This window comes from Ruminococcus sp. N15.MGS-57, assembly GCF_000980385.1.
GTDB lineage: Bacteria > Bacillota > Clostridia > Oscillospirales > Ruminococcaceae > Hominimerdicola > Hominimerdicola aceti.
In genome coordinates this window covers 86,913-105,421 of record NZ_LARF01000018.1, presented here as the reverse complement: position 1 = coordinate 105,421, position 18,509 = coordinate 86,913, and the positions used below count along the sequence as shown (strand labels likewise).

At 44.9% G+C, this 18,509-nt stretch carries 17 protein-coding genes; 16 read left to right on the top strand and 1 reads right to left on the bottom strand.

All coding sequences use genetic code 11. The features are described from left to right. The first annotated feature begins 56 nt into the window (after positions 1-56). The gene (locus tag WS40_RS05420) at positions 57-1,310 is read left to right on the top strand and encodes an NPXTG-anchored protein (protein ID WP_046440812.1); all 1,254 of its coding nucleotides are present in this window, start codon (positions 57-59) and stop codon (positions 1,308-1,310) included. 123 nt (positions 1,311-1,433) lie between these two features. Further along, a complete protein-coding gene (locus WS40_RS05415; protein ID WP_046440810.1) occupies positions 1,434-1,763 on the top strand; it encodes a cupin domain-containing protein in 330 nt (109 codons plus the stop codon). On the opposite strand, the gene spoIID is transcribed toward WS40_RS05415, so the two are convergent. Beyond that, positions 1,738-2,724, bottom strand: a complete 987-nt coding sequence (gene spoIID / locus WS40_RS05410; protein ID WP_046440808.1) for a stage II sporulation protein D — start codon at positions 2,722-2,724, stop codon at positions 1,738-1,740. The two genes, WS40_RS05415 and spoIID, sit on opposite strands and share 26 nt — an antisense overlap. A 212-nt stretch (positions 2,725-2,936) precedes the next feature. Here spoIID and WS40_RS05405 point away from each other — a divergent pair, with 212 nt between their 5' ends. The 14 genes from WS40_RS05405 to WS40_RS05335 all read left to right on the top strand — a co-directional run bounded on the left by WS40_RS05405 (position 2,937) and on the right by WS40_RS05335 (position 18,199). Next, entirely contained in the window at positions 2,937-4,283 is a 1,347-nt protein-coding gene (locus tag WS40_RS05405) for a citrate/2-methylcitrate synthase (protein WP_046440893.1), read from the top strand. A gap of 125 nt (positions 4,284-4,408) precedes the next feature. Next, on the top strand, positions 4,409-5,743 hold the full coding sequence (locus WS40_RS05400) for a hypothetical protein (RefSeq protein WP_243271437.1): 1,335 nt from the start codon (positions 4,409-4,411) through the stop codon (positions 5,741-5,743). A gap of 21 nt (positions 5,744-5,764) precedes the next feature. After that, entirely contained in the window at positions 5,765-6,469 is a 705-nt protein-coding gene (locus WS40_RS05395; protein ID WP_022287063.1) for a response regulator transcription factor, read from the top strand. Positions 6,470-6,503: 34 nt separating this feature from the next. Further along, positions 6,504-8,009, top strand: coding sequence for a HAMP domain-containing sensor histidine kinase (locus WS40_RS05390; protein WP_046440803.1), 1,506 nt, complete (start codon positions 6,504-6,506; stop codon positions 8,007-8,009). A gap of 29 nt (positions 8,010-8,038) precedes the next feature. Continuing rightward, entirely contained in the window at positions 8,039-9,001 is a 963-nt protein-coding gene (locus WS40_RS05385; protein WP_046440801.1) for a DUF1385 domain-containing protein, read from the top strand. Further along, on the top strand, positions 8,995-9,816 hold the full coding sequence (gene prmC, locus WS40_RS05380) for a peptide chain release factor N(5)-glutamine methyltransferase (protein ID WP_046440799.1): 822 nt from the start codon (positions 8,995-8,997) through the stop codon (positions 9,814-9,816). The genes WS40_RS05385 and prmC overlap by 7 nt, the downstream gene beginning before the upstream one ends. Before the next feature lie 114 nt (positions 9,817-9,930). After that, a complete protein-coding gene (recA, locus tag WS40_RS05375; protein WP_046440798.1) occupies positions 9,931-11,181 on the top strand; it encodes a recombinase RecA in 1,251 nt (416 codons plus the stop codon). Between the two features lie 3 nt (positions 11,182-11,184). Continuing rightward, positions 11,185-11,805 (top strand): regulatory protein RecX, encoded by a 621-nt coding sequence (locus tag WS40_RS05370; protein WP_046440795.1) that lies wholly within the window; start codon positions 11,185-11,187, stop codon positions 11,803-11,805. An 11-nt stretch (positions 11,806-11,816) separates the two neighbouring features. After that, positions 11,817-12,665, top strand: coding sequence for a hypothetical protein (locus tag WS40_RS05365; RefSeq protein ID WP_046440793.1), 849 nt, complete (start codon positions 11,817-11,819; stop codon positions 12,663-12,665). A 309-nt stretch (positions 12,666-12,974) separates the two neighbouring features. Next, a complete protein-coding gene (gene rimO, locus WS40_RS05355) occupies positions 12,975-14,303 on the top strand; it encodes a 30S ribosomal protein S12 methylthiotransferase RimO (RefSeq protein WP_046440789.1) in 1,329 nt (442 codons plus the stop codon). Positions 14,304-14,319: 16 nt separating this feature from the next. Then, entirely contained in the window at positions 14,320-14,898 is a 579-nt protein-coding gene (pgsA, locus tag WS40_RS05350; protein WP_046440787.1) for a CDP-diacylglycerol--glycerol-3-phosphate 3-phosphatidyltransferase, read from the top strand. Between the two features lie 244 nt (positions 14,899-15,142). Further along, positions 15,143-15,865: a serine O-acetyltransferase gene (cysE, locus tag WS40_RS05345; RefSeq protein WP_412246190.1), complete on the top strand. Its 723-nt coding sequence runs from the start codon at positions 15,143-15,145 to the stop codon at positions 15,863-15,865. Positions 15,866-15,890: 25 nt separating this feature from the next. Beyond that, on the top strand, positions 15,891-17,306 hold the full coding sequence (cysS, locus tag WS40_RS05340; protein WP_046440785.1) for a cysteine--tRNA ligase: 1,416 nt from the start codon (positions 15,891-15,893) through the stop codon (positions 17,304-17,306). 11 nt (positions 17,307-17,317) lie between these two features. Continuing rightward, entirely contained in the window at positions 17,318-18,199 is an 882-nt protein-coding gene (locus WS40_RS05335; RefSeq protein ID WP_046440783.1) for a peptidylprolyl isomerase, read from the top strand. Positions 18,200-18,509 lie beyond the last annotated feature (310 nt).

The window sequence follows — 18,509 nt, the reverse complement described above, 5'->3', positions numbered from 1 at the left end:
GGAGATATCGCTCAATATGTATCTAAAAATTATTAACAAAGATGGAGGAAAAACAAATGAAAATCTCTAAGATTCTCGCTGGTATGTCAGCTGCTGCTCTTGCTGCATCAATGATGTCACTCGCAGCATTTGCTGATGAAACAGCTACTGTTAAGGCAGACCTCACTGGAGGTACTGTTTCTCTCATTGATGAGAAGGACGATGACGGTGTTGTTACAAAGACAGGTGTTCTTACAGGAACAAACGTTAAGCTTTCAGATGTTTGCGGTATTGATGTTAATGTAACAGTTGGTGCAGACTCAGCTGCAAAGATCGAGGCTGGAGACTGGATAGGCGGTGGACTTGGTTACAACTCTGAGTCAACTGGTTGGGCTTCAAAAGAGTGGTCATTCCAGGAGGGTGCTAAGGACGTAACAGGCGTTAAGGCTGCTGACGGTTCTTATGATTTTGTTCTGAAGGGAACAGATCCTGTATTTGCTGATACAGATACATATGCTCAGGTATGGCTCCAGAACTGGTCTACAAAGGACTTCACATTCAATGCGTTCACACTTCTTGACAAGGACGGCAATCCTATCCTTGTTGTAGAGTCTGACAAGGCACAGGGCGGAAACACTGTTGACCTTAGCGAATACAAGAAGCAGACTGAGGTTACACTTAACGGTGAGGGTAAGTCTACATCTGACGGTAATAAGGTAAGAATCAACATTAAGCACCCATGGTGTGACGATGCACACAAGGCTGATTTCAACCTTGTTGATGATTGGAGCGTATTTGCAGGTGCTGACGCTATTGCTGTTACAGTTGATATCTCAAATGTAACTGACGCTTTCACAGCTTATCCATGCTTCACAAATGGTATTGAGAACGGTATTGGTTATTGGGAAGCTTCTGATAACAATCCTGCTGTTACAGTAAACGCTGACGGCACATACACATTTATCGTTAAGTTCCCTGCAGCTCTTGAAATGGACGCAAATAATATGTTCTTTGACATTGCTACAGACCTCGCTGGTACAGACGGCGAAGATCCTGCTGTTAAGATGGCTGTTAAGAACGTTGTAGTTCTCAACAAGAGTGACGCTGAGCCAACAGATCCTTCTGAGTCAACAGCTGATTCAACAGATTCTGACGAGTCAAAGGTTATTCTTACAGATTCTTCAGACTCTAAGACTAACTCTGCTGCTACATCTTCTAAGGCTGCTAACAACGCATCTAATACAAACCCAAGCACAGGTGCTGCTGCTCTTGCTGCTGTAGGTGTTGCACTTGCTGGTGCTGCTGTAGTTGCTACTAAGAAGAGAAAGTAATCTGTAATTCAGATAATTCTTACTTAGAATAATTAAAGACCTGTCTTTCGGGACGGGTCTTTTTTTGTTGCTTTTTTATCGAGGTAGTGGTATAATTGATCTATAAACTGCGGAGGTGTTTTTATGCGTATAGTTTTTGATGATATTAAAGAGAGCCTTGCACCGAATTTCAAGGGCGGCGAGAAAAGCTTTGCAAGCAGGGCTTTTTCTGACGGCAAGAACAAGATGATGAAAGGCAGGCTTGTGCCGGGGGCTTCTATCGGTCTGCACAGACATGAGGGCAACTGCGAGATGATATATGTTCTTGAGGGCAGCGGCAAAATGCTTTATGACGGCGGTGAGGAAAGACTGTCGGCAGGAGATTTCCATTACTGCCCCGACGGTCATGAGCATAGCTTTATCAATGACGGCGACAGCGACCTTGTGTTTATTGCAGTTGTGCCAGCTCAGTAGATTTTTGCAGCTTTGTATCTGTGAAATAGTGGGTCAAAATGGCTCTGTAGTCTGAGCCTTTTTCTGCCATGGCGTTTGCACCGTACTGGCTCATTCCTACGAGGTGTCCGAAGCCGTGAGAGGTGAAAGTGAATTTTGTATTGGCAAAGGTAAACTCGAAACATGGCGAGGAAATATCAAGGATATCGCAGAATGTGTTGGGCTGGATATCATAGCCACAGACGGTCAGGTTCGTTACATAGCCTATGCCGTCTGTTTTTGTTTTGAGCCAACTATCAGCATTGGCGAGGGGAGTAAAATTAATATCGGGGAAGCGGTCAAGAAGCTTGTCTTGAAATTCCTTGGCGGTGAGTGTCTGGGTGCATTCTGTGGCGGCAAGGTCTTTGTCAGCGGAGCTGTCTACTGACAGAAGATATGGGATATCCTCTCCCCATGCGTTTTTGGCGGATTGGGTATGACCATTTGAAGCAGCGTGAAAGGCGACGATTATCGGTTCGCCTTCATAGGTGAGGATATCGTTCTTGACGGAATTGACGGCAGATCTAACTTTTTTGTAGGCTTTTTCATAGTCGTTGCCGTAATATTCTTTGGCGGCTTTCAGGGTGAAAAAGCTTTGGTAGAGGGTGCTGTCATCGCTGATGAGTGCGCCTTTTAAGGCGGGAGTAGGCGACTGGGCTTCGGAGAGCTGTCGGCGGCATATGTAGGTATGGGCGAGGACGGCTTGCGCTTTCAGGGCTTCTTCGTCAAAGTCCGCAGGCATTTGTGCAAGCACTGAGCCTATCATATATTCTTCAAGGGTGAAGTCTTCGGTCTTGCCGCTTTCGGTGAAATATACGGCTATTTTTTCTTTTTCTGAAAATGCAGGTTTCGATTCGGACTCGTTTGGGCGAAGAAATACTATGGTCGGTATTATTGTAAGGATAACAGCAAATACTGCCATTATCTGTATCAGGTCTTTCATATGGTTTGTCCTTTCTTTTTTGGGGTACTATATTATATTCATGCAGTGGAGCAAATATTCATACAGGGTGAATTTTTGTACTGCAAATTTTTAAATGGCGGAGATATGCGGTTTTGATTTGACAGGTTATCTTAATACTTGACAAAAATCTGAAAAAGGTGTATAATATAACTTATATTTATAATATACTTGAAAGCGAGATGATCTATTCAATGATAAATAATGCAGCAAGGTCGCTTTTATGCGAACAGTTTATAGCAAACAATACTATTGACCCTAAGCTTTATGACAGATATGTGGTAAAAAGAGGACTTAGAAACTCTGACGGTACAGGTGTTATGGCTGGTCTTACTAATATCTGTAACGTACACGGATATGTGGTAAACGAGGGTGAGAAATCTCCTATTCAAGGTCAGCTTATCTTCCGTGGATACAACATCAATGATCTGGTGTCCAACGCTCAGAAGGAGAACCGTTTTGGTTATGAGGAGATAGTTTATCTTCTTCTTATGGGCGATCTGCCTAACAGGGAGGAGCTTACTGCGTTCAAGGGAATGATGGCTGAAAACAGACCTCTCCCTGACAACTTCTTTGAGGACATGATACTTAAAGCTCCGTCAAAGAACATCATGAATAAAATGGCGAGAGCAATTCTGGCTCTTTACTCTTATGACGATAACCCTGAGAATCGTTCTCCTGAGTATGAAATGGCTACGGCTATCTCTATAATCTCCAAATTGCCTAACATCATGGTTTCGGCTTATCAGGTAAAGAAACGCTGTTATGACGGTGAAAGCTTGTTCATGCACCCTCTGATACCTACACATTCTACTGCGGAGATGATACTGTCGGCACTGCGTCCGGACAGACAGTTCACTGAGGAAGAGGCTAAGATACTTGACCTTATGCTTATGCTCCACGCTGAGCATGGCGGAGGAAATAACTCGACTTTTGCCTGCCGTGTGCTTACATCTTCCGGAACGGATCCTTATTCTGCATACTCTGCGGCTATCGGTTCACTGAAAGGTCCACGTCATGGTGGCGCTAACCTTAAGGTGGCGGCAATGCACCAGTGCATAAAGGACAACGTTCAGAACTGGGAGGACGAGGGCGAGATCGCTGATTTCCTTACAAAGATACTCAACAAGGAAGCTTTTGACCACACAGGTCTTGTTTATGGCATGGGTCACGCTGTTTACACATTGTCTGACCCTAGAGCTGTCATACTCAGAGAGAATGCCAAGAAAATGGCCGAGAACACTGAGTTTGAGAGAGAATACAAGCTTCTTGAAGCGGTGGAAAGACTTACTCCTGAGCTGTTCAAGAAGATCAAGGGCAGTGACAAGGCGATGTGCGCTAACGTTGATATGTACTCGGGCTTTGTTTACAGCATGCTGGGTATTCCTGAGGATCTTTACACACCTATGTTCGCTGTTTCAAGAATGGCAGGCTGGTGCGCACACAGATTTGAAGAGCTTGTAACAGGAAAGAGGATAATCCGTCCTGCATACAAGGCTATCTCAGGTGAGAAGAAGTATATCCCATTGGACGAAAGATAAGCAAAATAATTTTTACCTGTTCCTAATGGACGGAAAAGGCTTGAAATATTTTTGCGTATATGATATAATAGAATCGGGTATATGCCCGGTTCTATTTTTTTGTTTGGTGTATCAGGAGGGATCGCTTGAAAAATCTTAAATTGGCTGCTGTTTGTCTTTCTTGTCTTACTATGACAGGCTGTTCGGCACTGAATTTTTCTGTTGAGGGACTTATAAACGCCCCGAAGCTTACCTCTGAGCAAAGCGAGATACATCAGGCGCTTATCGAGAGCGTGGGCAGCAATATAACTCTGAAATATCCTAAAAACGGTGAATATCGCTCGGCTTATGTTATCGCAAATATCGACGATGAGCCTACGGACGAGGCTATGGTCTTCTATGAGTACACTTCAAACGGATCTGAGGAGGACGGTTTGAGGGTGAACATTCTCGACAAGGACGAGAAGGGCAAGTGGTATTCTGTGAAAGAGCTTGCAGGCGCAGGCACGGACATAGATCAGGTCATTATCTCGCCTATGGGTAGCAATAACCAGACGGACGTTTTTGTGGGATATCAAAATCTTACTAATGATGAAAAGACTATGGAGATATACAGCTATACCGACGGAGATTTCAAGCGTGTGGCGCTTGATACTTATTCGGTGCTGGAGCCTTTGGATATAAACAATGATGGTTATATAGAGCTTATCACCATTCAGAGAAGCACCAATAATGATACAGGTGCGGTGACGGCAAAGGCTTCTATGCTCAACATGAAAAACAATGAGATAACCCGCGGCGAGAACGTTGATATGTGCGATAATGTGACTTCTTATGTGTCATCAAAGACGGGAATGCTTGACAGCGGCAGGCGTGCTATTTTTATTGACGGACTGACTGCTGACGGAAAATTGCAGACGGAGATAATATACTACAGATATTCGGGACTTCAAAATCCTATGCAGCTTAGAAGCGAAAAGCTCCTGCCTTTATGCACAAGACCAGCGGGATACTACAGTGAGGACATGGACGGCGACGGTGATGTGGAGATACCGTCAACTTCGCCTATGGTGGGTTATGAAAACGCTGTGGCAGACGAAATGCTCTATATGACTACATGGAGCGTTTACGAGGATTTTTATGATCTGAAAACAAAATACACAGGCTATTATGCCATATCTGACGGATATTTTGTAACGTTCCCAAAACGCTGGAACAGTTCTGTTACGGTGAAAAAGGACAGCGACACAAACGAGCTTGTTTTCTATAAATACACAGGAGATATAAACGAGAGCAACGAGGAGATAATGCGTATCGCTGTGTCTTCAAAGAATGATTCGGAGGATTATATCTCTGACGGATATGAGCTTATCGACAGCAAGGGTCAGCTTGATTATTTTGTGAAGCTTCCTCTTGACAGGCGTGAAAAGCTAATACCGACTATTGACGAAATTCAGAATAATTTTTACATAATAAACTGATCTTGGAGAGGAGTAAATGTAATGAAAAGAGTTTTGGTTTGCGAGGACGAAGATTCAATTAGAGAATTTGTGGTCATAAACCTTGTAAGAAGCGGTTACGAGGTAGTTGACGTAAACTGCGGTGAGGACGCTCTCAAAGCCTATGACGAAAAGGACGGCGGTTTTGACGTTGCTCTGCTTGATATTATGATGCCCGGCATCGACGGAATGCAGGTGTGCAAGAAGATAAGAGAGAAAAGCAACACTATCGGCATTATCATGCTTTCGGCAAAATCACAGGAAATGGATAAGATATCATGCCTTATGAGCGGTGCTGACGATTATATCACAAAGCCGTTCTCTATTTCTGAGCTTATTGCAAGAGTTGACGCTGTTTGCAGGCGTGTAAATCGTTCAGGCTCTAAGCCTGAGGAGGCTTCACAGATAGTTTCAGGTCCATTTACCCTTAATCTTAAGAGCAGAACTGTTTTCAAGAACGGTGAGCAGATAGACCTTACACAGGTGGAGTATCAGATAATGGAGTATTTCTTCAAAAATCAGAATACTGCACTTGACCGTTCAAGTATACTCAATCACATATGGGGAGAGAGCTATTACGGCGACGATAAGATAGTGGACGTGAATATCAGAAGAATAAGAATGAAGATAGAGGACGAGCCTTCTAATCCTAAGTATATCCTTACTATATGGGGCTTTGGCTACAAGTGGGCAGGCGGCTCTAACTGAGCTGTGAAAACATGATGAACGGAGTTTTTATCAGTTGAGCGGAAAAAAAAGAAAAAGCGGCAGACTAAGTATCACACAGCACTGGCTGAGGAACAACCTCGGGGTGGTCGTGGGAATACTTGTGGTGCTTGAAATACTGCTTATCGTGGTGGTGAGAAATTATTACTACAGCTCCACAAGGCAGTATCTTACATCTAAAATGAAGATAGTCACCACGGCGGTAGTGAACGCTTCAGGTGACGAGCAGACTAACTATAATTCTCAGATACGCTCCCTTGTGGAAAGCTATGACGAGAAAGACAAGATAGAGCTTATGGCTATCAAGACCGACGGTGAGGTCGATGTTACATCATCAGGCTTCTCTCCCTCGGAGAATGACAACATGACCGATTATGAGGACGCAAAGAAGTCCGACACGGGAATAGGCACACAGATATATGAGCTGTCAACAGGGGAAAAGGTCATGGCGATAACGTCGGTCATATCTCCGAAGGGAAGCGAATATGAAGCACTGAGAATGTTGTCTTCCATGAAAAATATCAACCATCAGATCTTTATTATGTCTATGATAATCACGGCCATCGTTGTGGCTGTCATAATGCTCATGTTTTTCTCGGGAATGTTTTTTATCAAATCTATTGTTTTGCCTATAAGAAGCATAAACAGCATAACAAGGCGGTATGCTACGGGAGATTTCAGCGAACGTCTTGAAAAGAAACGAAATGACGAGCTTGGCGAGCTTTGCGACTCTATCAACTACATGGCGCAGGAGCTTTCTAATACGGAACAGATGAAGAATGAGTTCATATCTTCTGTATCCCATGAGCTGAGAACTCCGCTTACCGCTATAAGGGGCTGGACGGAAACTGTTACCAGTATGTATGAGGACAAGGAAACCTTCAAGAAGGGTATGAGGGTCATCACAAGTGAGACGGAGAGGCTTTCGCAAATGGTTGAGGAGCTTCTTGACTTTTCGAGGATACAGGACAACAGACTCACGCTTATTATGGATACAATAGATATTCTTGCGGAGCTTGGGGAAACTGTGCTTATCTATCAGGAGAGAGCCAAGGCGCTTGGTATAACACTCAATTACTACGAGCCGAAAATGCTGCCGTTTGTTTACGGCGACAAGAACAGGCTTCGTCAGGTATTCATAAATATTGTGGACAACGCTATCAAATACTCCAACAAGGGCGACACTGTATCGGTGGAGGCTTATGAGGAGGACAATGAGGTATGTATTTCCATTTCCGACACCGGTATGGGAATATCAAAGGATGACCTGCCAAAGGTCAAGACGAAATTCTTTAAGGCAAACCACACAAGACGTGGTTCGGGAATAGGTCTTGCGGTGGCAGACGAGATCATTCAGCGGCATGGCGGTACGCTGGAGATAAACAGTGAGCAGGGAGTAGGTACAACAGTGATGATAACGCTCCCTTGTATCGAGCAGAAGAAAAAGCCTGACAACCAGGCAACTGTAGACGTGGAGCTTATTTCTTCTGAGCCTATCGAAAACAACGACAACGTGCAGTAGACGCACACACCGCCTTGAAAGGAAAGAAAATGAGCAGTAAAGCACAAAGCAAGGAAAAATTCAAGTCAAAGATCGGCGGACAGGCTGTTATCGAGGGCGTTATGATGCGTGGCATCCACAAGGCGGCTATGGCTTGCCGCCTGCCTGACGGCACCATAGACCTGGAGGAGTGGGCGATAAAAGGCGGAAAAGATACGCCTTGGTACAGGAAAACGCCTTTTGTGAGGGGTATTTTCAGCTTCCTTACTTCTCTTATAGACGGTTACAAGTGCCTTACAAGGTCGGCTGAGAAGCAGATGACGGAGGAAGATGAGGAGGAGCAGACCAAGTTTGAACAGTGGCTGGACGATAAGCTGGGGGACAAGCTCGGTCCTATCATCACGGCGATATCTATGGTGCTGGGTGTGGGTCTGGCGATATTGCTGTTTATGTATCTGCCGTCGCTGGTGTCTAAATTCATAAGCAAGTTCATTGACCTGTCGGCTTTTGGAAAGAATCTTATCGAGGGTATTTTGAAGATAGCTATTTTCATTGGCTACACGGCTTTGACTGCTCTTACTAAGGATATCAGGCGTACATATGAATATCACGGTGCTGAACACAAGACTATCGCTTGCTATGAGCATGAAGAAGAGCTGACGGTTGAGAATGTGAAGAAATACACACGTTTTCACCCACGCTGTGGAACGAGCTTTATTTTCCTTGTGCTGTTCATAAGCATTTTTGTAAACACAATATTCAGAGTATCATGGGCAAGCATTTTGCTGAGAGTTGTTATAAAGATAGCGCTTCTGCCTATCGTTACGGGTATTGCTTACGAGCTTATAAGGCTTGCGGGAAAATATGACAATATTTTCACTAAGATAATCTCTGCACCGGGTCTGTGGATACAGAGGATAACTACAAGCGAGCCTGATGAAAGTCAGATAGAATGTGCTATAGCGGCACTGAAAGCTTGTATACCTGAAAATAAGGAAGATGACAAATGGTAAAAAAGGAACTGTTTGATAAATGTGTGGGACTGCTTGAAGAAAGCGGTCTTGGTGAGAACGCTGCTTGCGAGGTCACATGGGTGTTTGAAGATGTGGCTGAGGGGGAGGATATCACTCCTGAGCAGGAAAAGCGTATAAGCGACATTGTCACACGTCGCTGTGAGGGCTATCCTTTGCAGTATCTCCTTGGACAGTGGGAGTTTTATGGTCTGCCTTTCAAGGTGGGCGAGGGCGTACTGATACCACGTCAGGACACGGAAACTATTGTTGACACGGCTTTGAAGATGTTTGCAGACAAGAAGGATATCACTGTTATAGACCTTTGTTCAGGCTCGGGGTGCATTGGTATCACCCTTGAAAGGAAGCTTGACTGCGGTCGGGCAGTGTGTGTGGAAAAGTCTGAAAAGGCGGCAGAGTATCTCCGTGAGAATATAAGTCTGAACGGCTCGGGGGCTGAGATAGTCATGGGCGACGTTACAGACGAAAAGCTTGTGGAGGATATGCCTGAGGCTGACCTTATAGTGTGCAATCCCCCTTATCTCACAACAGAGGACATGGACGCTTTACAGCGTGAGGTCACTTTTGAGCCTGCGGAAGCTCTTTTCGGCGGTGAGGACGGCTTGGACTTCTATCGTGAGATAGTTCGCAAATGGAAGAAAAAGCTTAAAAGCGGCGGCGTTATGCTCTTTGAGATCGGTATCGGTCAGGAGGACGAAGTAATGCGGCTGATGATACAGCACGGCTTTAAGAATGTGAGATGCAGGAAAGACTTGTGCGGTGTTTACCGCTGTGTTTCGGGCATTTATGAGAAATAGTACGAAAATTTGTACAGATAGATAAATTGCGGTTACTGTACAGACAAACGGACAGTTAGTGTGATATGATATAGATACGGATAAAACACCGATAAGATAGGGAGGTCATATAAAATGGCGATAGACAAGAAGAAAAAAGAAGCCGTTAAGACGGTAGTAAAAATAACAGACGCAGAGGAAAAGAAAAAGGCTCTTGACACAGCGATAGCATATATTGAAAAGCAGTTCGGCAAGGGTGCGATCATGAAGCTTGGCGAGGCTAAGGCTATGGATATCGAGGCTATACCGACAGGCTCAATGACCCTTGATATGGCGCTTGGCATAGGCGGAGTGCCGAGAGGAAGAATTATCGAGATATACGGACCTGAGTCATCAGGTAAGACAACGGTCGCACTTCATGTTATCGCAGAAACGCAGAAAATGGGCGGCGAGGTAGCTTTTATCGACGTTGAGCATGCTCTTGACCCTGTTTATGCAGGTCAGCTGGGCGTTGATATTGATAATATGCTTGTTTCTCAGCCTGACAGCGGTGAGCAGGCTTTGGAGATAGCCGAGGCTCTGGCTCGTTCCGGTGCTATCGACTGTATCGTTATCGACTCGGTTGCGGCAATGGTAACAAAGTCTGAGATAGACGGCGAAATGGGCGACACTCATGTTGGTCAGCTTGCAAGACTTATGTCTCAGGCTATGAGAAAGCTCACATCTGTTATCGCAAAGTCCAATACAACGGCTATATTTATCAATCAGGTCCGTGAGAAGATAGGTGTTATGTACGGAAACCCTGAAACTACTCCAGGCGGACGTGCTTTGAAGTTCTACGCTTCTGTAAGAATAGAGGTCAGACGTGGAGAGCAGATAAAGAACGGCTCTGAGGTCATTGGTAACAGAACAAAGTGCAAGGTGGTAAAGAACAAGGTAGCACCGCCGTTCAAGGAGTGCGAGTTTGATATCATGTACGGCAAGGGTATCTCCCGTGTGGGCGAGGTGCTTGACATGGCGGTCGATCTTGATGTGGTGAAGAAGGGCGGAGCTTGGTTCAGCTACAACGATATGAAGCTTGGTCAGGGACGTGACAACGCTAAGGAGTTCCTGCTGAACAATCCTGACATCATGGACGAGATAGAAGCCAAGATAAAGGAACATCAGGCGGAGCTTGTGCTTGCGGCGCAGAAAGATAAAAAGGCCAAGAAGCTTGAAGAAAAGGCTAACGCAGGTGCGGCGGCTCAGAGTGCAAATGAAGATATGGCTGCTGACAAGCCTGAGAAGAAGATACGCAAGGCGGCAAGCGACAAGTCTGTTGTGGCAAAGCCTGAGGAGGACTTCGAGGAGTTCGCTCCTGTTGACATAAGCGAGCTTGGTGACTGATAAATGCTTAAAATAACGGGCGTTTCAAAATACAAGGGCAGCACATACATGATAGAGTTTGAGGAGGGCGAAACGGCTTTTCTCAACTACGAGATAGTGTCTGCCCATGGTCTGAGAGCAGGGCTTGATATGCCTGAGTCTGCTTGGGAGAAGATAGTTTTTGACAACGAGTTCAGAAAGGCTAAGGAAAGGGCTTTGTATCTCCTTGATTACAGGGACTATTCCTATGTGGAGCTTTACAAGAAGCTTGAAAAGAATTACAGCGAGGAGATATGCGACGCTGTAATGGATAAGATGCTGGAGCTTGGGACGGTCAATGACAGGCGGTATGCTCAGGGGCTTGCGAGGACTTATGTGGAAGTGCGCAAATACGGATATTACCGTGCTTATCAGCAGATGAGACAGAAGGGGCTTACGAAGCCTATAATAGAGGAAGCTCTGGAGGAATACAGCGAGGGTACATACGAGCGGCTGTATGAGCTTGTGGAGCGAAAGTATCTCAGATATCTTGACGGAGAAAAGGGTGACATAAAGGTGAAAAATGCCCTTGTGCGTTTGGGGTATTCATACGACATAATAAAAGAGGTGCTTGCTGATATAAAACAGGAGTACGGCGACGAATAAAGGAGCAAAGAATGAAAAAGATCATTTTTGCGGTGGCTATACTGAGTGCGGCGGTCATGACAGGCTGTTCGCTGAGCTTTGACGGCACAGACAGCTCTCAGCCTGCGGAAAATGTTCAGGGCAGTGAGAACGCTGTGACAACGCAGGGAACTGATACGGAAAGCGAAGAAGCCGCTGACCCGCTTGAAGAGGCAAAGGACGTTGCGGCAATGTATCTTAAAGCCGCAAACGCTGAGTTTGACCAATCAATGGTAAAGCTTATGACAGACGATTATGCCGCTGACTATGAATATATGAAAAAGAACATGGGCGGCGACAATGAATACGGTGAGGACGAGCAGATAAGCGGAGTAAGATATAGCTTTGACAAGGATAAGTGCGGCTTTATCGACAAGGTGAACATCTCGGAGGAGTATTCAAAGGCGGCGGAGCTTTATGTGACCATAGCTTATGACAGCTCTGAGGGAGAGGTCACGTCATCGCAGTATATTCTTATGGTGCTTGACAAGGACAATGATTGGAAAGTTTGCTTTGCAGGCTCTAAGGCGCAGGCTTACGCAGACGGAATTATAACTGACGAAAACTCGGAAAAGGCAGAGGCTAACGCTCAGGCGGTATATGAGGCGGCAGAAAAGGCAGTCACGGAGCTTTCAAAAGACAAGAGCTACAAGTTTGAGTACATGAACTACATTTCCACAGAGACGGATAAGTTCATAGAAAAGATAAAGGAACAGCTTCCTGATGAGCTTAAGGATACATATTTCACTGTTTTTATTGATGAAGGAAAGCTTGATTATGTTGTTTGGTCGCAGGAAGCAGGGGCTGAGATAACTGTTACTTACCCTGAGAAGAAAAACTGACGGCGCAAAAGTGCTTGACAAAATATATGGCGTGGTGTATGATATAGGTAACCACGAGATTGATTGTGTTCACAGTGACATACAAAAGAAATCCTCGAAAGTTGCAGCTTTCGGGGATTTCTTTTGGGATCATGCCGGACTTACTTTCTGTATGCTTTTGGCTTTGTGGAAATTTCATAAATATTTTGATTTTTGTCATACAATAGTGACTAAAAGGGCTTGACAAAACTGTGCAAAAGTGAGATAATAAGATAGATTATTGTGATACTTTATGCCGTCCGTTGGCGGTGTAGGATTGGAGATTTTTTCATGGCAACTAGAGTGGGAATGGTTTCTCTCGGATGTCCTAAAAATCAGGTGGACGCTGAGCATATGCTCTATGATCTGCGCAAAGAGGGTTTTCAGATAGTTTCTGATGCAGCCCTTTCTGATGTGGTCATTATAAATACCTGTGGATTTATCGAGTCGGCTAAACAGGAGGCTATAGACACTATACTTGAGTTCTGTACTCTCAAGCAGGAGGGCAGGATAAAGGCGGTAATAGCTACGGGCTGTCTTGCTGAAAGATACCGTGACGAAATGAAAAAGGAGATCCCTGAGCTTGACGCTGTTGTGGGAATAGGCTCTAACGGAAAAATTTGCGATATCATAAGAGAGATACTGCTGGATAAGCAGGCAGTCTGTTCTTATGGCGCAAAAACTGAGCTTTCCATGGAGGGCGGAAGAATTATTTCTACTGAGCCTTTCTATGCGTATATAAAGATAGCCGAGGGTTGCAGCAACAACTGCACTTACTGCGCTATCCCGTCTATAAGAGGAAAATACAGAAGCAGACGCATGGAGGATATCGTCAAGGAAGCCAGATGGCTGGCTGAGAACGGCGTTACGGAGCTTGTAGTTGTGGCGCAGGATACAACACGCTATGGCGAGGATATATACGGCAAGTCTATGCTTCCTGAATTGCTCACGGCTCTTTGCGAGATAGACGGCTTCAAGTGGATAAGAACGCTTTATTGCTATCCTGAGAGGATAACGGACGAATTGCTGGACGTTATCGCTAAAGAGGACAAGCTTGTAAAGTATCTTGATATGCCTATACAGCACTGCGACAAGACCATACTTAAAAGAATGAACCGCCATGGGGACAGAGAGACCCTTACGGCGCTTATAAAGAAGATAAGAGAAAAGATACCGAACGTTACGCTGAGAACAACTCTTATTACAGGCTTCCCAGGGGAAACTGAGGAACAGTTCGAGGAGCTTTGTGAGTTTGTAAAGGAAATTCGCTTTGAAAGGCTTGGCTGTTTTGCTTACTCGCCTGAGGAGGGTACGCCTGCGGAGAAGTTTGAAGATCAGGTGCCTTTAAAGGACAGAGAGCGCAGAGCGGAGATAATAATGGAAGAACAGATGATTATTTCCGACAGCCTTAATGAGGCTGCTCTCGACAGCGAAGTCGAGGTGGTTTGCGAGGGCTTTGACAGATATGCCGAGTGTTACTACGGCAGAAGTCAGGCGGACGCACCTGAGATAGACGGAAAGATATTCTTCCTGAGCGAGGATAAAGTTAGGGTCGGCGAGTATGTCAAGGTAAAAATTGACGATACTATGGATTATGACCTTATCGGCTCAAAAATGTAGATGAAAGGAACTTGATATGAACCTGCCAAATAAACTTACAGTGCTTAGAGTAATATTGATACCGTTTTTTCTGCTGTTCGTGCTGCTTTTCAAGATACCGCATCACATGGTGTTTGCGCTTATCGTGTTCGTAGCTGCGTCTATCACAGACTGGTTTGACGGCAAGATAGCAAGAAAGCACAATCTTGTTACAACATTCGGAAAGTTTCTTGACCCACTTGCAGACAAGCTTCTTGTTATGACGGCGCTTATCTGCTTCACATTTGAACGTTGGATAGACCCTGTTGCGGTGGTACTGATACTTGCAAGAGAGTTTATGGTAACTGGTCTTAGACTTGTTGTGGCTAGCGAGGGCGTTGTGGTCGCTGCAGGAATATGGGGCAAGCTGAAAACTGCTTTCACCATGGTTGCTCTTATCGCTATAATGGTTTTGCAGATCGTCATGCCTGCGGAAAAAGGCAGCCCTGACCTTAACTGGGGAACACCTGTGTTTATCGTAAACGAGATACTCATATGGATTGCTGTTGTGCTGACAGTCATTTCTGGCGCAGTTTATCTCAAGGGATACTGGAAGTATATAGATTCGGGCAAATAATGTGGCCTGCCGACGTGTTGCGGCATATGATAACTTAATATATAAATGCGTATCAGCAAGAGTAGCTGTGAGGTAATTTTCAGAGAGGAGCCGTTTGGTGCAAGGCTTCAAGGACTTTCAGTGAAGTGCGGCTGACAGCAGGGAGCGAACAACGGCGAAAGCTTAGTATTCCTCTCCGTAGGGTCTGCGTTAAAGATATTAAGCTGTACAAAATTTTGTACAGGAAATCGGAGTGGGACCGTAGATCATAATCTGCCTCCGGAGTGGTGAAACGCCATTCCGGAGGTTTTTTCTTAGAAAGGGAGAGATAGATATGACGATTTTGGAAAATATAAAGCATGATATTCAGACTATAAAGGACAGAGATCCTGCGGCAACTAGCACGCTGGAGATCCTCACATATTCGGGGCTTCACGCTGTGGCTTTTTACAGGGTGTCGCACTGGTTCTATGTTCACAAGCACAAGGTCATCGCAAGATGTATTTCGCAGTTTGCAAGAATGTTGACAGGTATCGAGATACACCCAGGTGCTAAGATAGGCAAGGGTCTGCTTATCGACCACGGCTCGGGTGTTGTTATAGGTGAGACCGCTGAGATAGGCGATTACTGCCTGCTGTATCAGGGCTGTACCCTTGGCGGAACAGGTAAAGACCACGGTAAAAGACACCCGACTCTTGGAAACAATGTTATGGTAGGGTGCGGTGCAAAGGTGCTTGGACCATTCACTGTGGGGGACAATGCAAAGATAGCCGCAAATGCGGTAGTTCTTGAGCCTGTGCCTGCAAACTCAACGGCTGTGGGCGTGCCTGCAAGGATAGTTAAGCAGAACGGCAAGCGCACCTGTGACCTCGATCAGGTGCATATCCCTGATCCTGTGGCTCAGGAGCTTTGCCAGACAAGAATACAGATAGCTAAGCTGGAAAAGAGAGTGGCTGAGCTTGAAAAGATTGGAAAGAAAGAGCAGTAAAATATAAGGAAAGAGGTAAAGATAAATGAACATTTATAACACGCTTACTCACAAGATCGAAAAATTTGTACCAAACGAGCCGGGCAAGGTGTCAATGTATACCTGCGGTCCTACAGTTTATCACTATGCCCATATCGGCAATCTGAGAAGCTATATAATGGAGGACGTTTTGGAAAAGTATCTCCGCTATGACGGTTATGACGTAAAGAGAGTAATGAACATCACTGACGTTGGTCATCTTACTTCTGACGGCGATACAGGCGATGATAAAATGCTCAAGGGCGCAAAGCGTGAGCATAAGACTGTTATGGAGATCGCAAAATTCTACACTGACGCTTTCTTTGAGGACTGCAAGAAGCTAAATATCAAAAGACCTGACGTTGTTGAGCCTGCAACGGGCTGTATTAGTGATTTTATCAAGGTGATATCTGCTCTTATGGACAAGGGCTATGCTTATGAGGCAGGTGGAAACATCTATTTTGATACTTCAAAGCTGAAGGAGTATTATGTTTTCCACAACTTTAATGAGGAAGATCTTGAGGTCGGCGTTCGTGAGGGCGTTGAGGAGGACACAAACAAGCGCAACAAGGCTGACTTTGTACTGTGGTTCACAAAGTCTAAGTTCGACGATCAGGAGCTTAAGTGGGATTCCCCTTGGGGTGTGGGCTACCCTGGCTGGCATATCGAGTGTTCATGTATCTCAATGAAACATCTTGGCGAAAGACTTGACATTCACTGCGGCGGTATCGACAACGCTTTCCCACACCACACAAACGAGATAGCACAGTCTGAGGCTTATCTTGGTCACAAGTGGTGCAACTACTGGTTCCATATCCTGCACCTTAACACAAACAGCGGAAAGATGTCAAAGTCAAAGGGCGAGTTCCTTACTGTTTCACTGCTGGAGTCAAAGGGCTATGACCCACTGGTATACAGATTTTTCTGCTTGCAGTCACACTACAGAAAGTCACTTGTTTTCACATACGAAAACCTTGACAATGCAAAGACAGCATACAACAAGCTCACTGCAAGGATAGCACAGCTTATGGCTGACAAGAAGCCTGACGAGGTGGTGGAGCTTGCTGATTTTGAGAAGTTCAAGGGTAGCTTCAAGGCGGCGCTTGATGACGATATAAACACTTCAAATGCTATCACTGTTCTGTATGACGTTCTTAAAGCTGACACTAACAATGAAACAAAGCTTGCCCTTATCGAGGATTTTGACAAGGTGCTTTCACTTGGTCTGATAGAAGCTGCAAAGAAGCTCAGTGCTGACGGTGAAGAGGATATCCCTGAGGAGGTCAAGGTGCTTGTTGAGGAGCGTAAGGCTGCAAGAAAGGCAAAGGACTTTGCTAAGGCTGACGAGCTGAGAGATAAGATAGGCGAGCTTGGCTATATCGTTGAGGAAACAAGACAGGGAACAAAGATAAAGAAAAAGTAAAGGAGCGTTAAATGAGCAAAAATAAACAGGATCTGGGTCCATACCGCAGAAAACAGTTTCAGACGTATTTTCAGTTTTCACTTATAGCAATTTGCTTTGTTATAATCTTTGTTCTCTTTTACGCCTGCACTGGCAGCAGCAAGAACGATATAGACTATACTGATGCAAAGGTGATACAGATGGACGAACCTGCCGATGACAGCCCTGTGGTGGTATTTGAAACAAACAAGGGAACTTTCAAGGCTGTGCTTTTCCCTGATGAAGCACCGAACTATTGCAAGTTTTTCACTGGACTTGTGGAAAAGGGCTATTATGACGGCACTTATGTGAGCATGGTGCAGGACGGTGTGTATTTTATAGGCGGAACAAAGCAGGCTGACGGTCAGACAACTTCTGACACTGACACCACCACTATCGAGGCGGAGTATTCAAAAAACCTGTGGCCTTTAAAAGGTGCGCTTTGTGCATACACGCAGGAGCAAGGTCACTTGTTCAGCAAGAAGAAGGTTTCAAACAGCTATCTTCTTTTTGTTGATAACTATGACCTTACCGATGAGGAGCAGGCGGAGCTTGACAGCAAGCTTGCAGATAGCAACAATATCCCTGAGGATATCACCGATGCTTTTGAGAAATATGGCGGTGTGCTGAATTTCTCTCAGCAGTATACTGTTTTCGGTCAGGTATATGATGGCTTGGATATTTATGACGAGATATGCGGTACTGATGTGGCTGACTCTGAGACGCTGAAGCCTAGGGAGGACATACAATTCACAAAGGTGTATATGTCTACCTACGGAGAGAATAAAAACAGCAATGCTTTTGCAGGCAGTGCGGATAGTTCTGAGGTTTCTGAGAGTGCGGTCGACAGTGCAGACACAAGCTCGGAGATGTAAATTAATCATATCAATTAAAGCGAACGGGTGGATGCCTGTTCGCTTTTTATATTCACTGAAAATTCATTATTTATTTGTTTATTTCACTATAAATTTGTATTAAGCTCTGCTATACTACTCTTTAGAACATAAAGATTTTAACATTGCTTTCGTATGAATTAAGGCTTAAAATCAGAAGATTTTATACTTGATATAAGAATATGAAACACAAATGCTATTATATTAGACATGACGGCTTATATTGTAAATTACATTAATAACGTTAGCCGAGCCACAGTTCTTGACTTTATGAGCTTATTGTGGTAAACTT

Bases quoted from the DNA above. Each gene is read 5' to 3' on its own strand.
- WS40_RS05420 (WP_046440812.1), top strand. From the start codon at position 57: ATGAAAATCTCTAAGATTCTCGCTGGTATGTCAGCTGCTGCTCTTGCT.
- WS40_RS05415 (WP_046440810.1), top strand. From the start codon at position 1,434: ATGCGTATAGTTTTTGATGATATTAAAGAGAGCCTTGCACCGAATTTC.
- spoIID (WP_046440808.1), bottom strand. From the start codon at position 2,724: ATGAAAGACCTGATACAGATAATGGCAGTATTTGCTGTTATCCTTACA.
- WS40_RS05405 (WP_046440893.1), top strand. From the start codon at position 2,937: ATGATAAATAATGCAGCAAGGTCGCTTTTATGCGAACAGTTTATAGCA.
- WS40_RS05395 (WP_022287063.1), top strand. From the start codon at position 5,765: ATGAAAAGAGTTTTGGTTTGCGAGGACGAAGATTCAATTAGAGAATTT.
- WS40_RS05385 (WP_046440801.1), top strand. From the start codon at position 8,039: ATGAGCAGTAAAGCACAAAGCAAGGAAAAATTCAAGTCAAAGATCGGC.
- prmC (WP_046440799.1), top strand. From the start codon at position 8,995: ATGGTAAAAAAGGAACTGTTTGATAAATGTGTGGGACTGCTTGAAGAA.
- recA (WP_046440798.1), top strand. From the start codon at position 9,931: ATGGCGATAGACAAGAAGAAAAAAGAAGCCGTTAAGACGGTAGTAAAA.
- WS40_RS05370 (WP_046440795.1), top strand. From the start codon at position 11,185: ATGCTTAAAATAACGGGCGTTTCAAAATACAAGGGCAGCACATACATG.
- WS40_RS05365 (WP_046440793.1), top strand. From the start codon at position 11,817: ATGAAAAAGATCATTTTTGCGGTGGCTATACTGAGTGCGGCGGTCATG.
- rimO (WP_046440789.1), top strand. From the start codon at position 12,975: ATGGCAACTAGAGTGGGAATGGTTTCTCTCGGATGTCCTAAAAATCAG.
- pgsA (WP_046440787.1), top strand. From the start codon at position 14,320: ATGAACCTGCCAAATAAACTTACAGTGCTTAGAGTAATATTGATACCG.
- cysS (WP_046440785.1), top strand. From the start codon at position 15,891: ATGAACATTTATAACACGCTTACTCACAAGATCGAAAAATTTGTACCA.
- WS40_RS05335 (WP_046440783.1), top strand. From the start codon at position 17,318: ATGAGCAAAAATAAACAGGATCTGGGTCCATACCGCAGAAAACAGTTT.